The sequence below is a fragment of the Pseudomonas sp. KH_017 genome (assembly GCF_057840285.1).
Genome location: NZ_CM174509.1, coordinates 5,822,998 through 5,838,440 on the forward strand (window position 1 = coordinate 5,822,998; position 15,443 = coordinate 5,838,440).

12 protein-coding genes and 1 tRNA gene are annotated in these 15,443 nt (G+C 59.2%); 11 read left to right on the forward strand and 2 right to left on the reverse strand.

Going from position 1 to position 15,443, the window contains the following annotated elements; translation table 11 throughout:
- Positions 1 to 19 precede the first annotated feature (19 nt).
- Positions 20 to 589 (forward strand): glycerol-3-phosphate 1-O-acyltransferase PlsY, encoded by a 570-nt coding sequence (gene plsY, locus AC3IT6_RS26605; protein ID WP_008051600.1) that lies wholly within the window; start codon positions 20 to 22, stop codon positions 587 to 589.
- Between the two features lie 23 nt (positions 590 to 612).
- Here the strand turns inward: plsY and tsaD are convergent, their stop codons facing one another.
- On the reverse strand, positions 613 to 1,638 hold the full coding sequence (gene tsaD, locus AC3IT6_RS26610) for a tRNA (adenosine(37)-N6)-threonylcarbamoyltransferase complex transferase subunit TsaD (protein ID WP_489353606.1): 1,026 nt from the start codon (positions 1,636 to 1,638) through the stop codon (positions 613 to 615).
- 199 nt (positions 1,639 to 1,837) lie between these two features.
- Here tsaD and rpsU point away from each other — a divergent pair, with 199 nt between their 5' ends.
- The 8 genes from rpsU (at position 1,838) to AC3IT6_RS26650 (ending at position 12,206) form a co-directional block, all read left to right on the forward strand.
- Positions 1,838 to 2,053 (forward strand): 30S ribosomal protein S21, encoded by a 216-nt coding sequence (gene rpsU / locus AC3IT6_RS26615; protein WP_002551877.1) that lies wholly within the window; start codon positions 1,838 to 1,840, stop codon positions 2,051 to 2,053.
- A gap of 480 nt (positions 2,054 to 2,533) precedes the next feature.
- Positions 2,534 to 4,501, forward strand: coding sequence for a DNA primase (gene dnaG, locus AC3IT6_RS26620; protein ID WP_223445630.1), 1,968 nt, complete (start codon positions 2,534 to 2,536; stop codon positions 4,499 to 4,501).
- Between the two features lie 67 nt (positions 4,502 to 4,568).
- A complete protein-coding gene (gene rpoD / locus AC3IT6_RS26625) occupies positions 4,569 to 6,416 on the forward strand; it encodes an RNA polymerase sigma factor RpoD (protein WP_489353607.1) in 1,848 nt (615 codons plus the stop codon).
- A gap of 123 nt (positions 6,417 to 6,539) precedes the next feature.
- Entirely contained in the window at positions 6,540 to 10,286 is a 3,747-nt protein-coding gene (locus tag AC3IT6_RS26630; RefSeq protein WP_489353608.1) for a bifunctional diguanylate cyclase/phosphodiesterase, read from the forward strand.
- Between the two features lie 15 nt (positions 10,287 to 10,301).
- A tRNA-Ile gene (locus AC3IT6_RS26635) sits at positions 10,302 to 10,378 on the forward strand.
- Positions 10,379 to 10,784: 406 nt separating this feature from the next.
- Positions 10,785 to 11,105 (forward strand): DUF3077 domain-containing protein, encoded by a 321-nt coding sequence (locus AC3IT6_RS26640; RefSeq protein WP_489353609.1) that lies wholly within the window; start codon positions 10,785 to 10,787, stop codon positions 11,103 to 11,105.
- Between the two features lie 68 nt (positions 11,106 to 11,173).
- Complete coding sequence (locus AC3IT6_RS26645; RefSeq protein ID WP_489353610.1) at positions 11,174 to 11,776, forward strand: nucleotidyltransferase domain-containing protein; 603 nt, start codon at positions 11,174 to 11,176, stop codon at positions 11,774 to 11,776.
- The gene (locus AC3IT6_RS26650) at positions 11,766 to 12,206 is read left to right on the forward strand and encodes a hypothetical protein (protein WP_489353611.1); all 441 of its coding nucleotides are present in this window, start codon (positions 11,766 to 11,768) and stop codon (positions 12,204 to 12,206) included. The genes AC3IT6_RS26645 and AC3IT6_RS26650 overlap by 11 nt, the downstream gene beginning before the upstream one ends.
- A 15-nt stretch (positions 12,207 to 12,221) precedes the next feature.
- On the opposite strand, the gene AC3IT6_RS26655 is transcribed toward AC3IT6_RS26650, so the two are convergent.
- The gene (locus AC3IT6_RS26655; RefSeq protein ID WP_489353612.1) at positions 12,222 to 12,902 is read right to left on the reverse strand and encodes a zinc metalloprotease; all 681 of its coding nucleotides are present in this window, start codon (positions 12,900 to 12,902) and stop codon (positions 12,222 to 12,224) included.
- A 128-nt stretch (positions 12,903 to 13,030) separates the two neighbouring features.
- Between AC3IT6_RS26655 and AC3IT6_RS26660 the strand changes: the two genes are divergently transcribed.
- Both AC3IT6_RS26660 and AC3IT6_RS26665 read left to right on the forward strand, forming a co-directional pair.
- Positions 13,031 to 13,492 carry an Lrp/AsnC family transcriptional regulator gene (locus tag AC3IT6_RS26660; protein ID WP_007980298.1) on the forward strand — a complete coding sequence of 154 codons (462 nt, stop codon included), beginning with the start codon at positions 13,031 to 13,033 and terminating at the stop codon, positions 13,490 to 13,492.
- A gap of 260 nt (positions 13,493 to 13,752) precedes the next feature.
- Complete coding sequence (locus AC3IT6_RS26665) at positions 13,753 to 15,435, forward strand: flavin monoamine oxidase family protein (RefSeq protein WP_489353613.1); 1,683 nt, start codon at positions 13,753 to 13,755, stop codon at positions 15,433 to 15,435.
- Positions 15,436 to 15,443: the final 8 nt, after the last annotated feature.

The window sequence follows — 15,443 nt, forward strand, 5'->3', positions numbered from 1 at the left end:
CTCGCCCGGAATAGTTAGCATGTTTTGGTTATTGGCGATCCTCGCCTACCTGCTCGGCTCTCTGTCCTTTGCCATTTTGCTCAGCCGCCTGACCGGTAACCCCGATCCGCGAATGAGTGGCTCGGGCAATGCCGGTGCCACCAACATGTTGCGCCTGGCCGGCAAGAAACTCGCCATCCTGACCCTGCTCGGCGACCTTTGCAAAGGCCTGCTGCCGGTACTGATTGCGCGTCTTGCGGGCCTTTCGCAGCAGGAACAGGCCTGGATCGGCGTCTATGCCGTCATCGGCCATCTGTTTCCGTTGTACTTCCGCTTTCGCGGCGGCAAGGGTGTCGCCACCGCCGCCGGCATGTTGTTGGGACTGTACCCGCCCGCAGCCCTTCTGGCGGTCTGCGCCTGGCTCTTGACGTTCTACCTGACCCGCACCAGCTCCCTGGCCGCCCTCATCGCCACACCGCTGACCCTGCCGTTGCTGGCCTGGCAAGAACCGGCCGCGCTGCTACCCATGAGCGCGCTCACCGGGCTGATCGTCTGGCGTCATCGCGGCAATCTACGCGACCTGTTTGCCGGGCGCGAACGGCATTTCTAGCGGCCGGACATGAGCACCGCTCATCACAATGCGGTCAACTGCTCCATCGGCCAACGCGCCTGCACGCTGATCGCCAGGCTTTCCTGCTGGCCGACCTGCAATCGCTGGCAGCCGGCAAAGGCGATCATTGCGCCATTATCGGTGCAGAACTCAGGGCGCGCATAAAACACGTCGCCCTTCATGTCGCCGAGCATCTTCTCCAAAGAAGAGCGCAACGCCTTGTTGGCGCTGACGCCTCCAGCGATCACCAGGCGCTTCATTCCTGCCTGCTTGAGGGCACGCTTGCACTTGATGGTCAAAGTCTCCACCACGGCCTGCTGGAACGCCAGCGAGATGTCGCAACGGGCTTGTTCGCTGTCGTCCCCGGCGCTGACGCACTGCTGCCAGGTGTTCAACGCAAAGGTTTTCAGGCCACTGAAGCTGAAATCCAGACCCGGACGGTCGCACATCGGACGCGGGAAGACGAAACGCCCTGCAACGCCCTGTTCTGCAAGGCGAGCGATCTCCGGTCCGCCCGGATAATTGAGGCCCATCATCTTGGCCGTCTTGTCGAAGGCCTCGCCAGCGGCGTCATCCAGGGTCTCGCCCAGGAGCGTGTATTGACCGATTCCGTCGACCTGAACCAGTTGCGTGTGACCACCCGACACCAACAAAGCGACGAACGGAAATTCCGGTGGTTGCGGCTCCAGCATCGGCGCCAGCAAATGACCTTCCATGTGATGCACGCCGAGGGCCGGAATGCCCCAGGCAAAGGCCAGCGCCTGAGCGCAGGAAGCCCCTACCAGCAAGGCACCGACCAGGCCAGGACCCGCGGTGTAGGCGATCGCATCGATCTCGGTCGGCACGCAGTCGGCCTCGGCCAACACCTGACGAATCAAGGGCAGCATGCGTTTGACGTGATCGCGCGAAGCCAGCTCCGGAACCACGCCACCATAGGCGCGGTGCAGGTCGATCTGACTGAACAATGCGTCGGCCAGCAGGCCGCGCTCACTGTCATATAATGCGACACCGGTTTCGTCGCAGGAGGTTTCTAATCCCAGTACTAGCATGGGTTTGCGCCTTGTTTAGGCTGAATTCGAAGGCGCGCATAATAGTCGTCGCGTGATGCCCCGACCAGCGGTTTTCGATCAGAGGCTTTGCATTCCGAGCGATGAGGGGTTAACATCCGCAACCCTTAAAAACCGACGTCTTCAAGTGCTCTTTTGCCGCGAGGATGTTGACCCCGGTAATGAATGAAGGTAGCTCTGGATGCCAGCCGTCAAAGTAAAAGAGAACGAACCCTTCGACGTAGCTCTGCGTCGTTTCAAGCGCTCCTGCGAAAAAGCCGGTGTACTGGCTGAAGTTCGTAGCCGCGAATTTTACGAGAAGCCAACTTCTGAGCGTAAGCGCAAAGCAGCAGCCGCTGTTAAGCGTCACGCCAAGAAAGTTCAGCGCGAACAGCGCCGCGCCGTTCGTCTGTACTAATACACAGACGATCGTAGCAAGCTTCTGCCAAGCCCGGCCCTCAGCCGGGCTTATGGCATTTGCGTAAAACGCTTGATGCTTCACCGTCAAAGCCGCAGACGCGACCGAGACAAATCTGCTTCACCGCGTCAGACCTGGCTCTTTTGCCAGCGGTGCACGTCTTTTCTGACGAGCCTTTCAAGGCTACTGACGAGCACACCCACTGATTCCTCTCACGACGATCAGCCCAAGGCACCTGCTTGCGTGCCAGTTGATGAGCTATCCGGGGCCTATGATTGGCCACAGCGGATTCAGCGCAACACATTCAAACAGTCGAATACTGATTGGCATTAACGTCAGTGGATTTTCGGCAGATACACTTCCCGACAGCGATTACGCAGACGACACTGGTCGAGCCGCACACTTTGCGCGCCTCAAACAATGACCGCGTTCGATCGCCGCACGTTTCGGGCTCCTTTCAGCGCAGATGACGAGAACGCCATGGCCGGGCTAATTCCCCAGAGCTTCATTGACGACCTTCTGAACCGCACCGACATCGTCGATGTGGTCAGCTCGCGCCTGCAATTGAAAAAGGCCGGCAAGAACCACACCGCCTGCTGCCCGTTCCACAAGGAAAAGACTCCGTCGTTCAGCGTCAGCCCCGACAAGCAGTTCTATTACTGCTTCGGCTGCGGCGCTGGCGGCAACGCCCTCGGCTTCATCATGGACCACGACAACCTGGATTTCGTCCAGGCTGTCGAAGAACTGGCCAAAGCCGCCGGCATGGAAATCCCCCGCGAAGAAAGCGGCCGCCCGCACAAACCGCGACAGCCAACCGATTCGCCGCTGTATCCGCTACTCAGCGCCGCTGCCGACTTTTATCGCCAGGCCCTGAAAAGCCACCCATCGCGCAAGGCCGCCGTGGAATACCTGAAAGGTCGCGGACTGACCGGCGAAATCGCCCGGGACTTCGGCCTGGGTTTTGCTCCGCCTGGCTGGGACAACCTGTTCAAGCACTTGAGCAGCGATACCCTGCAACAAAAAGCCATGATCGATGCCGGCCTGCTGATCGAAAACGCCGAAAGCGGTAAACGCTACGACCGCTTCCGCGACCGCGTGATGTTTCCGATCCGCGACAGTCGCGGGCGCGTCATCGCCTTTGGCGGCCGGGTATTGGGCGACGACAAGCCGAAGTACCTGAACTCCCCGGAAACCCCGGTTTTTCATAAAGGCCAGGAACTCTACGGCCTGTACGAAGCGCGCAAGACTAACCGCAACCTCGACGAGATCATCGTCGTCGAGGGTTACATGGACGTCATTGCCCTGGCCCAGCAAGGCCTGCGCAATGCTGTCGCGACCCTGGGCACCGCTACCAGCGAGGAACACCTCAAGCGGCTGTTTCGCGTCGTACCCAGCGTGCTGTTCTGCTTCGACGGCGACCAGGCCGGCCGCAATGCGGCATGGCGGGCGCTGGAGGCGACACTGTCGAGCTTGCAGGACGGTCGTCGTGCACGCTTTCTGTTCCTTCCCGAAGGCGAGGACCCGGACACCCTGGTCCGCTCCGAAGGCACCGATGCCTTCCGTGCCCGGATCAACCAGCACGCGCAGCCTCTGGCCGATTACTTCTTCCAGCAACTGACGGAAGAAGCCGACCCGCGCTCGCTTGAGGGCAAAGCCCATATGGCCACCCTCGCCGCACCGCTGATCGACAAAGTCCCAGGCGCCAACCTGCGCACCTTGATGCGTCAACGCCTGAGCGAAATCACCGGCCTGAGCGGCGAAGCGGTGAGCCAACTGGCACAAAGCGCCCCGCAAGAAGCACCGCCGGCCTACGACCCGGGCATCGATTACGACGCAATGCCTGATTACAGCGACTATCATCAGCCGCAGGCACAGGAAATGTATGTGCCGCAGCAGGAATGGACGCCGAAGAAACCCGGTGCAGGAGGCAAGAAATGGGACAAAAAACCGTGGGACAAGAATGGCAAGCGGGGCGGTGATCGCGATCAACCCCGCGCGCCACGGGTGCCCGCCGCCGTAGAACCGCCGACCCTCGCCGCCTTGCGCACGTTGCTGCATCACCCGCAACTGGCGAAAAAAGTCGAGGATGCCGGGCACTTCGCCGCCGAAGATCACACCAACACACAACTGCTGGTGGCGCTGCTCGAAGCCGTGCAGAAGAATCCCAAGCTAAACTCAATTCAACTGATTGCGCGCTGGCACGGCACAGAACAAGGCCGCCTGCTCAAGGCGCTGGCCGAAAAGGAATGGCTGATTGATGGAGATAACCTTGAACAACAGTTTTTCGACACCATTACTAGCTTGTCTGCCCGCCAACGCGAGCGAAACCTGGAACAACTTCTGCGAAAAGCGCGTCAAAGCGAATTGACCAGCGAAGAGAAAAATCAACTGCGCGACCTCTTGAGTCGCAATGTTTCCGCAACAAACCCGACCTCAACTGGCGCGTGAGGTCATAGCTCAGGTATAATCCTCGGCTTGTTTTTTGCCCGCCAAGACCTTCAGTGGATAGGGTGTTATGTCCGGAAAAGCGCAACAGCAGTCTCGTATCAAAGAGTTGATCACACTTGGTCGTGAGCAGGGCTACCTGACTTACGCGGAGGTCAACGACCACCTGCCGGAGGATATTTCAGATCCGGAACAGGTGGAAGACATCATCCGCATGATCAATGACATGGGGATCAACGTATTCGAGGTTGCGCCAGATAAGGATTCCCTTATGCTGGCCGACGCCGATACCGACGAAGCCGCAGCCGAAGAGGCCGCTGCAGCGTTGGCTGCGGTCGAGACCGACATTGGTCGCACTACTGACCCGGTGCGCATGTACATGCGCGAAATGGGTACGGTGGAGCTCCTCACGCGTGAAGGCGAAATCGAAATCGCCAAGCGTATTGAAGAGGGCATCCGTGAGGTGATGAGCGCAATCGCGCACTTCCCTGGCACGGTTGATCATATTCTCTCCGAGTACACCCGCGTCACCACCGAAGGTGGCCGCCTGTCCGACGTCCTGAGCGGTTATATCGACCCGGACGACGGCATCGCGCCGCCTGCGGCAGAAGTGCCGCCGCCGGTTGACGCGAAAGCCGTCAAGGCGGATGACGATTCCGACGACGACGACGCCGAAGCCTCGGATGACGAGGAAGAAGCCGAAAGCGGTCCGGATCCGGTCATCGCTGCACAGCGCTTCGGTGCTGTGGCCGATCAGATGGAAATCACCCGCAAGGCGCTGAAAAAGCACGGTCGCAACAACAAGGCAACGATTGCCGAACTGTTGGCCCTGGCCGAGCTGTTCATGCCGATCAAACTGGTGCCGAAGCAATTCGAAGGCTTGGTCGAGCGTGTTCGCAGTGCCCTGGATCGCCTGCGTCAGCAAGAGCGCGCAATCATGCAGCTCTGCGTTCGTGATGCACGCATGCCGCGTGCCGACTTCCTGCGCCAGTTCCCGGGTAACGAAGTCGACGAAAGCTGGAGTGATGCCCTGGCCAAAGGCAAAGGCAAATACGCTGAAGCCATTGGTCGTCTGCAGCCGGACATCATCCGTTGCCAGCAGAAGCTGACCGCGCTGGAAACCGAAACTGGCTTGACCATCGCCGAGATCAAGGACATCAACCGTCGCATGTCGATCGGTGAGGCCAAGGCCCGCCGCGCGAAGAAAGAGATGGTTGAAGCCAACTTGCGCCTGGTGATCTCGATCGCCAAGAAGTACACCAACCGTGGCCTGCAATTCCTCGATCTGATCCAGGAAGGCAACATCGGCTTGATGAAAGCGGTAGACAAGTTCGAATACCGTCGCGGCTACAAGTTCTCGACTTATGCCACCTGGTGGATCCGTCAGGCGATCACTCGCTCGATCGCCGACCAGGCCCGCACCATCCGTATTCCGGTGCACATGATCGAGACGATCAACAAGCTCAACCGCATTTCCCGCCAGATGCTGCAGGAAATGGGTCGCGAACCGACCCCGGAAGAGCTGGGCGAACGCATGGAAATGCCTGAGGACAAGATCCGCAAGGTATTGAAGATCGCTAAAGAGCCGATCTCCATGGAAACCCCGATCGGTGATGACGAAGACTCCCACCTGGGTGACTTCATCGAAGACTCGACCATGCAGTCGCCAATCGATGTTGCAACCGTTGAGAGCCTTAAAGAAGCGACTCGCGAAGTACTGTCCGGCCTCACTGCCCGTGAAGCCAAGGTACTGCGCATGCGCTTCGGTATCGACATGAATACCGACCACACCCTCGAAGAGGTTGGTAAGCAGTTCGACGTGACCCGTGAGCGGATTCGTCAGATTGAAGCCAAGGCGCTGCGCAAGCTGCGCCACCCGACGAGAAGCGAGCATCTGCGCTCCTTCCTCGACGAGTGATCACAGAACCCCCGGCCCAGGCCGGGGGTTTTGCTTTGTACAGATTAAATCCCCCCGCTCCCCCCCCTCCGCCCAGTAGCCGTCTACACTCGAAACATTCCCCCGAGCCATAACGAGACCGTTATGCCCAGACTGCCGACCGTGCTTTTTTTGCTGTCGCTGATGACCTGGACCGCAACGGCTGGCGCTCTGACTCTCACTGACGATGAACGTAGCTGGCTGGCGGCTCACCCGGAATTGCGCCTGGGTGTCGATGCGTCGTGGCCGCCCTTCGAGTTTCGTGACGATGAGGGCCGCTACCAGGGCCTTGCCGCGGATTACATCGAGGTCATCCGCAAAAGGCTGGCAACCCGGCTCACGCCCATCGAGCCGGTGAGTTGGACCGCCGTCCTGGAACAAGCCAAAAAGGGTAAACTGGACCTGCTGCCTGGCATCATGTCGACCCCTGAACGCCAGAAATACCTGTCGTTCACTCGCCCCTATCTGGATTTTCCGATTGTCATCCTGGCCCATGTCGGGGGCCCCCAGCCACATAACCTGAAAGACCTGTACGGCCTGAAAATCGCCGTGGTGGAAAACTACGCCCCCCACGAACTGCTGCGCACCCACCATCCCGATTTGAACCTGGTGGCGATGCCCAACGTCAGTTCGGCGCTGCAGGCGCTGGCCATCGACGAAGTAGACGCCGTGGTAGGCGATCTGGCTTCCAGCGTCTGGAGCCTGCGCCAACTCAAGCTCGACGGGTTGTATGTCAGCGGTGAAACCCCCTATCGCTATCAACTGGCCATGGGTGTACCCCGCAGCAACAAGATGCTGGTCGGCATTCTCGACAAAGTCCTGGCGGACATGAGCCCCGCTGAAATCAGCGCCATTCAGGAGCATTGGGTCGGCAACGTCCTCGATCATCGAACGTTCTGGAGTGACCTGCTGGTGTATGGCCTGCCCGGATTGCTGCTGCTGACTACCGTGTTGGCGGTGGTTATCCGCATCAATCGCCGCTTGAGCTCGGAAATCGCCCGCCGGGTCGACCTTGAACAGGAACTGCGCAGCAGCGAATACCACTACCGTGGCCTGGTGGAGAGCCTGTCGGCCATCGCCTGGGAAGCAAAAGTCACCGACTTCACCTACAGCTATGTATCGCCCCACGCCGAAGACCTTCTCGGTTATCCCCTGTCCCATTGGCTGATTCCGGGCTTCTGGCGCAACATCATTCACCCCGCCGACCTGACCCGTGCCCAGACCTTCTGCGATCACGAAGTGCTGGCCGGGCGCGATCACCGACTCGACTACCGGGTGATCACCGCCGACGGCCGCTGCCTGTGGGTGCGCGATATCGTCAGCCTGATCGAACACGGGCATGAGCCGGTGCTGCGCGGGTTGATGATCGATATCACCGACGCCAAGCGCACCGAAGAAGCATTGCGCCTGTCGGAACAGAAATTCGCATCCGTGTTCCAGCAATGCCCGGACATGCTGGTGATCGCGCGCCTGAGCGACGGCTGCCTGCTGGAAGTCAACGAAGCGTTCGAAGAACAGATCGGCCTCAAGGCCGAGGACGTCATTGGCCAGACTGCCACCAACCTGAACATCTGGGGGATTCCCGGTGTTGGGCCGGGCCTGTTGCAACGCTTGCAGGCCGGCAGCATCCGCAACCTGGAAATGCCCTTTCGTCGTAGCAACGGCCAGGTGTTTACCGGCCTGATCTCCGCCGAACCGTTCAACCTCGACATGACACCGGCGCTGGTGGTCGTGGTGCGGGATATCACCCAGCTCAAGGAAACCCAGCAACAGCTGCAAACTTCCGAAGAAAAATTCGCCAAGGCCTTCCACGCCTCTCCCGACGGTTTGCTGCTGTCTCGGCAAAGTGATGGCTTGCTGTTGGAGGTCAACGATGGTTTTAGCCGCATCACCGGGTTCAACAGCGCCATGTCGGTAGATCGTTCGGCGCTGGACCTGGGAATCTGGGTCAACCTCAATGAACGCAAGCAAATGCTCGACCTGCTGCACCGAGACGGTTTTGTCCGCGACTTCAGCTGCCATATCCGCCGCAGCGACGGACAGATCCGCCTCTGTGAAGTGTCCAGCCGTCCGCTGCCGATTGGCGATGAAGACTGCATGCTGACCATCGCCCGGGACATCACCGAGCGGCACCTGATGCAGGAAAAACTGCAACAGGCCGCCACCGTGTTCGAAAGCACCGCCGAAGGCGTGTTGATCACCGATACCCAACAGCACATCAGCGCGGTCAACCGTGCATTCACCGAAATCACAGGTTACAGCGAAAACGAAGCCCTGGGCCACACGCCACGCCTGCTCGCCTCAGGCCTGCATGACAGCGCGTTCTACGCGGCCATGTGGCATCAATTGACCGCCGAAGGTCATTGGCAGGGCGAGATTTCCAATCGGCGCAAGAATGGCGAACTGTATCCGAGCTGGCTGACCATCAGTGCCGTGCGCAACCGCGACAAGTTCATCACCCACTTTGTCGCGGTGTTCGCCGACATTTCCAGCCTCAAGCATGCCCAGGCCAAACTCGACTACCAGGCGCACCACGACCCGCTGACCGGCCTGCCGAACCGCACGCTGTTCGAAAGCCGCTTGCTGACGGCGCTCAACAACCAACAGGAAAACGGCGGCCAGGGCGCCGTGCTGTTCCTCGACCTTGACCGCTTCAAGCACATCAACGACAGCCTCGGCCACCCGGTCGGCGATCTGCTGCTCAAGGGCATTGCCGTACGTCTCAAGGAGCAGTTGCGTGACATCGACACCGTGGCGCGTCTGGGGGGTGACGAATTCATCATTCTATTGCCGGGCCTGCAACAATCCAGCGATGCCGACCACATCGCCACCAAATTGCTCAATTGTTTCGCCGCGCCGTTCCAGGCTGGCGAACACGAGTTTTTCATCAGCGCCAGTATCGGCACCAGCCTCTATCCGAAGGATGGCTGCGACGTTGCCACACTGATCAAGAACGCCGACGCCGCGATGTACCGCTCCAAGGCCAAGGGCCGCAACCGCGTCGAAAGCTACACCCGCGACCTCACCGCCCAAGCCAGCGAACGCGTGGCGCTGGAACACGAACTGCGCCGCGCCATCGAACGCAACGAGTTGCACCTGTGCTACCAACCGAAAATCAGCCTCGTGGACTACAGCCTGGTCGGCGCCGAAGCCCTGATCCGCTGGCGCCATCCGACCTTTGGCGACGTGCCGCGGGAACACTTCATCCCGCTGGCCGAAGAAAACGGCATGATCCTGCAAATCGGCGACTGGGTCCTGGAAACCGCCTGCCGGCAGATGGCCGAATGGCACCGGCTGTACGACAGTCCCGGCCCGCTGTCGGTCAACCTTGCCGGCGCCCAATTGCGCCAACCCAATCTGCTGGGCCGTATCGAACAGTTGCTCAAGGACAACGGTCTCAACCCCGGTTTCCTGCAACTGGAAATCACCGAAAACTTCATCATGAGCCAGGCCGAGGAAGCCCTGGCGGTGCTGCATCAACTCAAAAAACTGGGCGTGCAACTGGCCATCGATGACTTCGGTACCGGTTACTCGTCCCTGAGCTACCTCAAGCGTCTGCCACTGGACATCCTCAAGATCGACCAGTCCTTCGTCCGCGGCCTGCCGGACGATCCCCACGATGCGGCGATCGTACGCGCCATCATCGCGCTCGGACGCAGCATGCCATTCACCGTGATTGCCGAAGGGGTCGAGACCCTGGCACAACAGCAATTCCTCGCTGCCGAGGGCTGTGAACAAATCCAGGGCTACATCGTCAGCCTGCCCCTGCCACCCGACGAATTTGCCGCGACGTTTCTTCGTACAACCGTATTGGATTTTTCGGATAGCACAGCCGCGAAACCATCGCTATAATCCGCGACCTACTGAGGGCCTATAGCTCAGTTGGTTAGAGCAGAGGACTCATAATCCTTTGGTCCACGGTTCAAGTCCGTGTGGGCCCACCAAACAAGAAAGCCGCGTTTTTACGCGGCTTTTTCGTGTCTGGCGTTTAGTTTTGTTTACTTGATGTCTCGCAATATCGGATGACGCCCGCAGACCTTGTAGGCAAACTCCGAATCTTCTATTTGGGCACTTTGCCGCCTTGTTGCGCGTTTCTTCGACGGGATAATCTCCGGACGTCGCTGACCATTCAGTGATCGGGCTTGGAAACCCGTCGAACCGCTACGCAATAGCACCCAATCAAGACAGCAGACGTTTTTACGACTGCAATCCTGTGTCATGGCAGCTGTGCGTGGGACGCCTTCGGGCGTGCCGGTTTCTCTGGTTCCCGGTTTTCCAACCTGCGCTCAGCTGCCACCCATTCGCTTGGAAACGAAGGTGGCGGCTCCTTGAATAACCAGGAGTAATCCCATGAGTAAAACAGACTCGCCCTCACCCTCAGAACTAAAAACCGTCGGCTTCACCCCCTTCCTGTATCTCTCAGACCAACCCCTGTTCCAAGTCTGCCGCAACGTCCCCATCGCCGACGCACTGGCCCAAGCCTCCGACCTGCTGTTCCTCGCCAAGTCGCTCACCGTGGACGCCGCCTACGCCCAAGACTCCGACCGCTACGCCTGGGCCGCGCACTACCTGACGACGATAAGCAAAGCGGTGATTGACGATGTGGTGAAGGTGCTGACGCGGCGGCCTGTTCAAACGAGAAAGGAAGCAGACCCATCGAAAAACACATAATCACGGCAGAGTTGAAAATTCCCAAAAAGGGACCTATCGTTCCCTTTTTGGGACTTATAGAGTCTGCCATGCCTGCCATCCCGCTTAGCGATGCTCTCTTTACGGCCACCCAGCAAAAAGTGCTGGGCATGTTGTATGGCAAACCGGATCAGAGCTTCTATGCCAATGAAATATCCCGCTGGGCGCAGGTCGGCAAGGGCAGCCTGATGCGAGAGCTGGAGCGATTGCATGGCGCAGGCATTCTCACCATGAGTCGACGGGGTAATCAGACGCACTACCAAGCCAACCCTGAGTGCCCCATCTATGCAGAACTGCTTGGGATAGTGCGTAAGACTTTTGGCATTGCAGAGCAGCTGCGTGCGGCCTTGACTCCACTGAATGATCAGTTGGTATGGGCGTTCATCTATGGCTCCATTGCCAAGGGTAACGAGCATGCAGGCAGTGACATTGACCTGATGCTGATTGGAGAAAATCTCATCTACAGCGACTTGATGGAACGAGTACTACCCGTAGAGGAACAGCTTGGCCGCACCATTAACCCAACGCTCTATACCTTGGCCGACTGGCAAGCCAAGAAGGCGGCCGGCAACAGCTTTGTAGTGCGGGTTGAGCAACAGGAAAAAATTGATTTGATTGGCCGCAATCCAGCAGAGGTAGCCGATGGGCAGTAACGAAAATCTGGAAAACCTGGTGCGCAGCGGCGGCCTCAAAGCCGAACCGCCAGATCGTAAGGAATGTGAAGGACTGCTGAGATCGGCCACGGACCGTTTGAAGGATGCTCACAATTCGGCCCTGTCCTTCGCCAGTCGCTTCGCCAGTCGCTTCGACCTCGCCTACAACGCCGCTCATGCCCTGGCACTGACTGCCATGCGCCTGCAGGGTTTTCGCTCCGACCGTCGCTATCTGGTATTTCAGTGCCTGGTACATACTCTCGGCCTGAACAAAGTCCATGTACGCCTGTTCGCGCTCTGTCACGAGCGCCGCAATCTGGCTGAGTACGAAGGTTATATGGATGTGGACGAAACCCTTTTGGCTGAACTGTTAGCGGCGACTGATGCACTGTTGCCACTGGTGCAAGACGCTATGCTCGCGAGCAAATAACACTTCGACCCTTCGTTATTTCCAGAGCTGAACGGCATCACTGCAACTGTTAGTCCAAACACGTAACGAAGGAATAGCCTGCACTGCCCGCAGCCGTTCCAGCATCTGCCCCGTCAACGCGACTTCATAGGTATCCGCCGCCCGCCCCCACTGCTCCACGATGGCCATTCCGTCCACCAGCGCCACAGCTAATTCGGCAATCGTCCCGGCCTGATCCTCGATGATTTTTTGCGTCCGATCCCACACCCGATCAGTCATCGCTTTGAGCTGCGCCGTTATGCGTTCAGACGACGCTGGATCGGTATCGGGATAGGCGATGTTGCGCAGCAGATGCTGAAGCTCCCTGATTTTTGCGTAATCCTGTTCCGCCCCCTGCTCGCCTTTGAGGATGGCGGCGGCTTTGGGCTTATCGACGCGTTTTGCGGCTGAAGGTTTTGAAGGCAGTGTCTGCGCCATTGCGCCAGCCAGGAGCACCATCATCCGGGCTTCCAGATGTTCCTTCATGGCTTCCATCGACGAAATGGGGCGCACCAACGTAATGGAGGCCCCTCCCTGGTGCCGCAAATCCTTGGTCACTGTCAGCGTCACGCCGCCCGTTTCAAATCCCAGGGCGCGAGCCACCACGTAGTGCCCCATTTCGTGATGGGCGATCTGCAATGCAAGGTCCCGTACAGCAGCAGGTAGCTTTGTTGTCATGTCCTTGGCCTCTCACCCTCGACTGCATCAATCTTAGTCGATTGCCCACTCTCTTTCGGCCACAAGCGTCGCGTCCAACGAGCCTGTAACATGCTGGACCATTGATTCACGCCTCTGGAGCCACGCCGTTGCCCGACACTCGCCCCCCCGTTCTCGATGAAATCGACCGCCAATTGATTGCCGCCCTGCAGATCAACGCCCGCGAGAGCGTGGCCATGCTCGCCCGGCAACTGGGCATCGCCCGTACCACCGTCACTTCGCGCCTGGCGCGGCTGGAAAAGGCCAAGGTGATCACCGGTTACGGCGTGCGCCTCGGGCAGCGGGTGGTGGATGGCGGGTTGCAGGCGTATGTGGGGATAACCGTGCAACCGCGTTCCGGTAAAGAGGTTTTGCGCCGACTGAGTGCGATGGCGCAGGTGCAGCAGTTGTGTGCGGTGAGTGGCGAATTTGATTATGTGGCGTGGTTGCGCACCGATTCGCCGGAACAGCTGGATCAGTTGCTGGATCAGATTGGCAGTGTGGATGGGGTGGAGAAAACCACTACGTCGATCATCTTGAGTAGCAAGATTGATCGGGGGCAGCCGGTTTGAACACCATCTAATGTGGGAGCGGGCTTGCTCGCGAATGCGTCGTGTCAGTCGACTCCACTAGCGACTGATACAGCGCATTCGCGAGCAAGCCCGCTCCCACAGTGGTCAGCATGCATATCTAGATCGTCATATTGACCAGTTAAATAGCAAAATGACGACACTTTGCGTCTTATTAACGTGTTCTGTGCTCTCTAGAATGGCTGGCATCTTTTCCTATACTCAGATGCGCATTCCGCGTCGGGTCGCCAGCAAGGTCAGCCATGAACAAGAACAATCGCCATCCTGCAGACGGTAAGAAACCAGTCACCATTTTCGGCCCGGACTTTCCTTTCGCCTTCGACGACTGGATCGAGCATCCGGCCGGGCTGGGCAGCATTCCTGAGCATAATCACGGTGCCGAAGTGGCGATTGTCGGCGGCGGGATTGCCGGCCTGGTAGCGGCGTATGAGCTGATGAAGCTGGGCCTGAAACCGGTCGTCTACGAAGCCTCGAAAATGGGTGGCCGCCTGCGCTCCCAGGCGTTCAATGGCGCCGAAGGCATCGTTGCCGAACTGGGCGGGATGCGCTTCCCGGTGTCGTCCACCGCGTTTTATCACTACGTCGACAAGCTCGGCCTGGAAACCAAACCTTTCCCTAACCCGCTGACACCCGCGTCGGGCAGCACGGTGATCGACCTCGAAGGCCAGACCCATTACGCACAGAAGCTGTCGGACCTTCCTGCGCTGTTCCAGGAAGTGGCTGACGCCTGGGCCGATGCCCTGGAAGCCGGTTCGCAGTTCTCCGATATCCAGCAAGCCATCCGTGATCGTGATGTGCCACGTCTGAAAGAGCTGTGGAACACCCTGGTTCCGTTGTGGGACGACCGCACCTTCTACGATTTCGTCGCCACCTCCAAGGCCTTCGCCAAGCTCTCGTTCCATCACCGTGAAGTGTTCGGCCAGGTCGGTTTCGGTACCGGCGGCTGGGACTCGGACTTCCCGAATTCGATGCTGGAAATCTTCCGCGTGGTGATGACCAACTGCGACGATCACCAGCACCTGGTGGTCGGCGGCGTGGAACAGGTGCCGCAGGGCATCTGGCGCCATGTGCCGGTGCGTTGCGCGCACTGGCCGGCCGGCACCAGCCTCAGCTCGCTGCACAACGGCGCACCGCGCACTGGCGTGAAGAAAATTGCCCACGCGCCGAACGGCCGTTTCGCCGTCACCGACAACTGGGGCGACACCCGCGAATACGCCGCGGTGCTGACCACCTGCCAGAGCTGGCTGCTGACCACCCAGATCGAATGCGACGAAACCCTGTTCTCGCAAAAGATGTGGATGGCTTTGGACCGCACCCGCTACATGCAGTCGTCGAAAACTTTCGTGATGGTCGACCGCCCGTTCTGGAAGGACAAGGATCCGGAAACCGGCCGCGACTTGATGAGCATGACCCTCACCGACCGCCTGACCCGTGGCACCTATCTGTTCGACAACGGCGACGACAAGCCGGGGGTGATCTGCCTGTCGTACTCGTGGATGAGCGACGCGCTGAAAATGCTGCCGCAGCCGGTGGAAAAACGCGTGAAGCTGGCATTGGATGCGTTGAAGAAGATCTACCCGAAAGTCGACATCGCTGCGCGGATCATCGGCGACCCGATCACCGTTTCGTGGGAAGCCGACCCGCATTTCCTCGGCGCGTTCAAAGGCGCCCTGCCCGGCCACTACCGCTATAACCAGCGCATGTACGCGCACTTCATGCAGGACGACATGCCCGCCGAACAGCGCGGGATCTTCATCGCCGGTGACGACGTTTCGTGGACGCCGGCCTGGGTTGAGGGCGCGGTACAGACCTCGCTCAACGCGGTGTGGGGCATCATGAAACACTTTGGCGGTGCAACTCATGCCGAGAATCCGGGTCCAGGAGATGTGTTCAACGAGATCGGACCGATCGCCCTGCCTGAGTAAGAGGAATC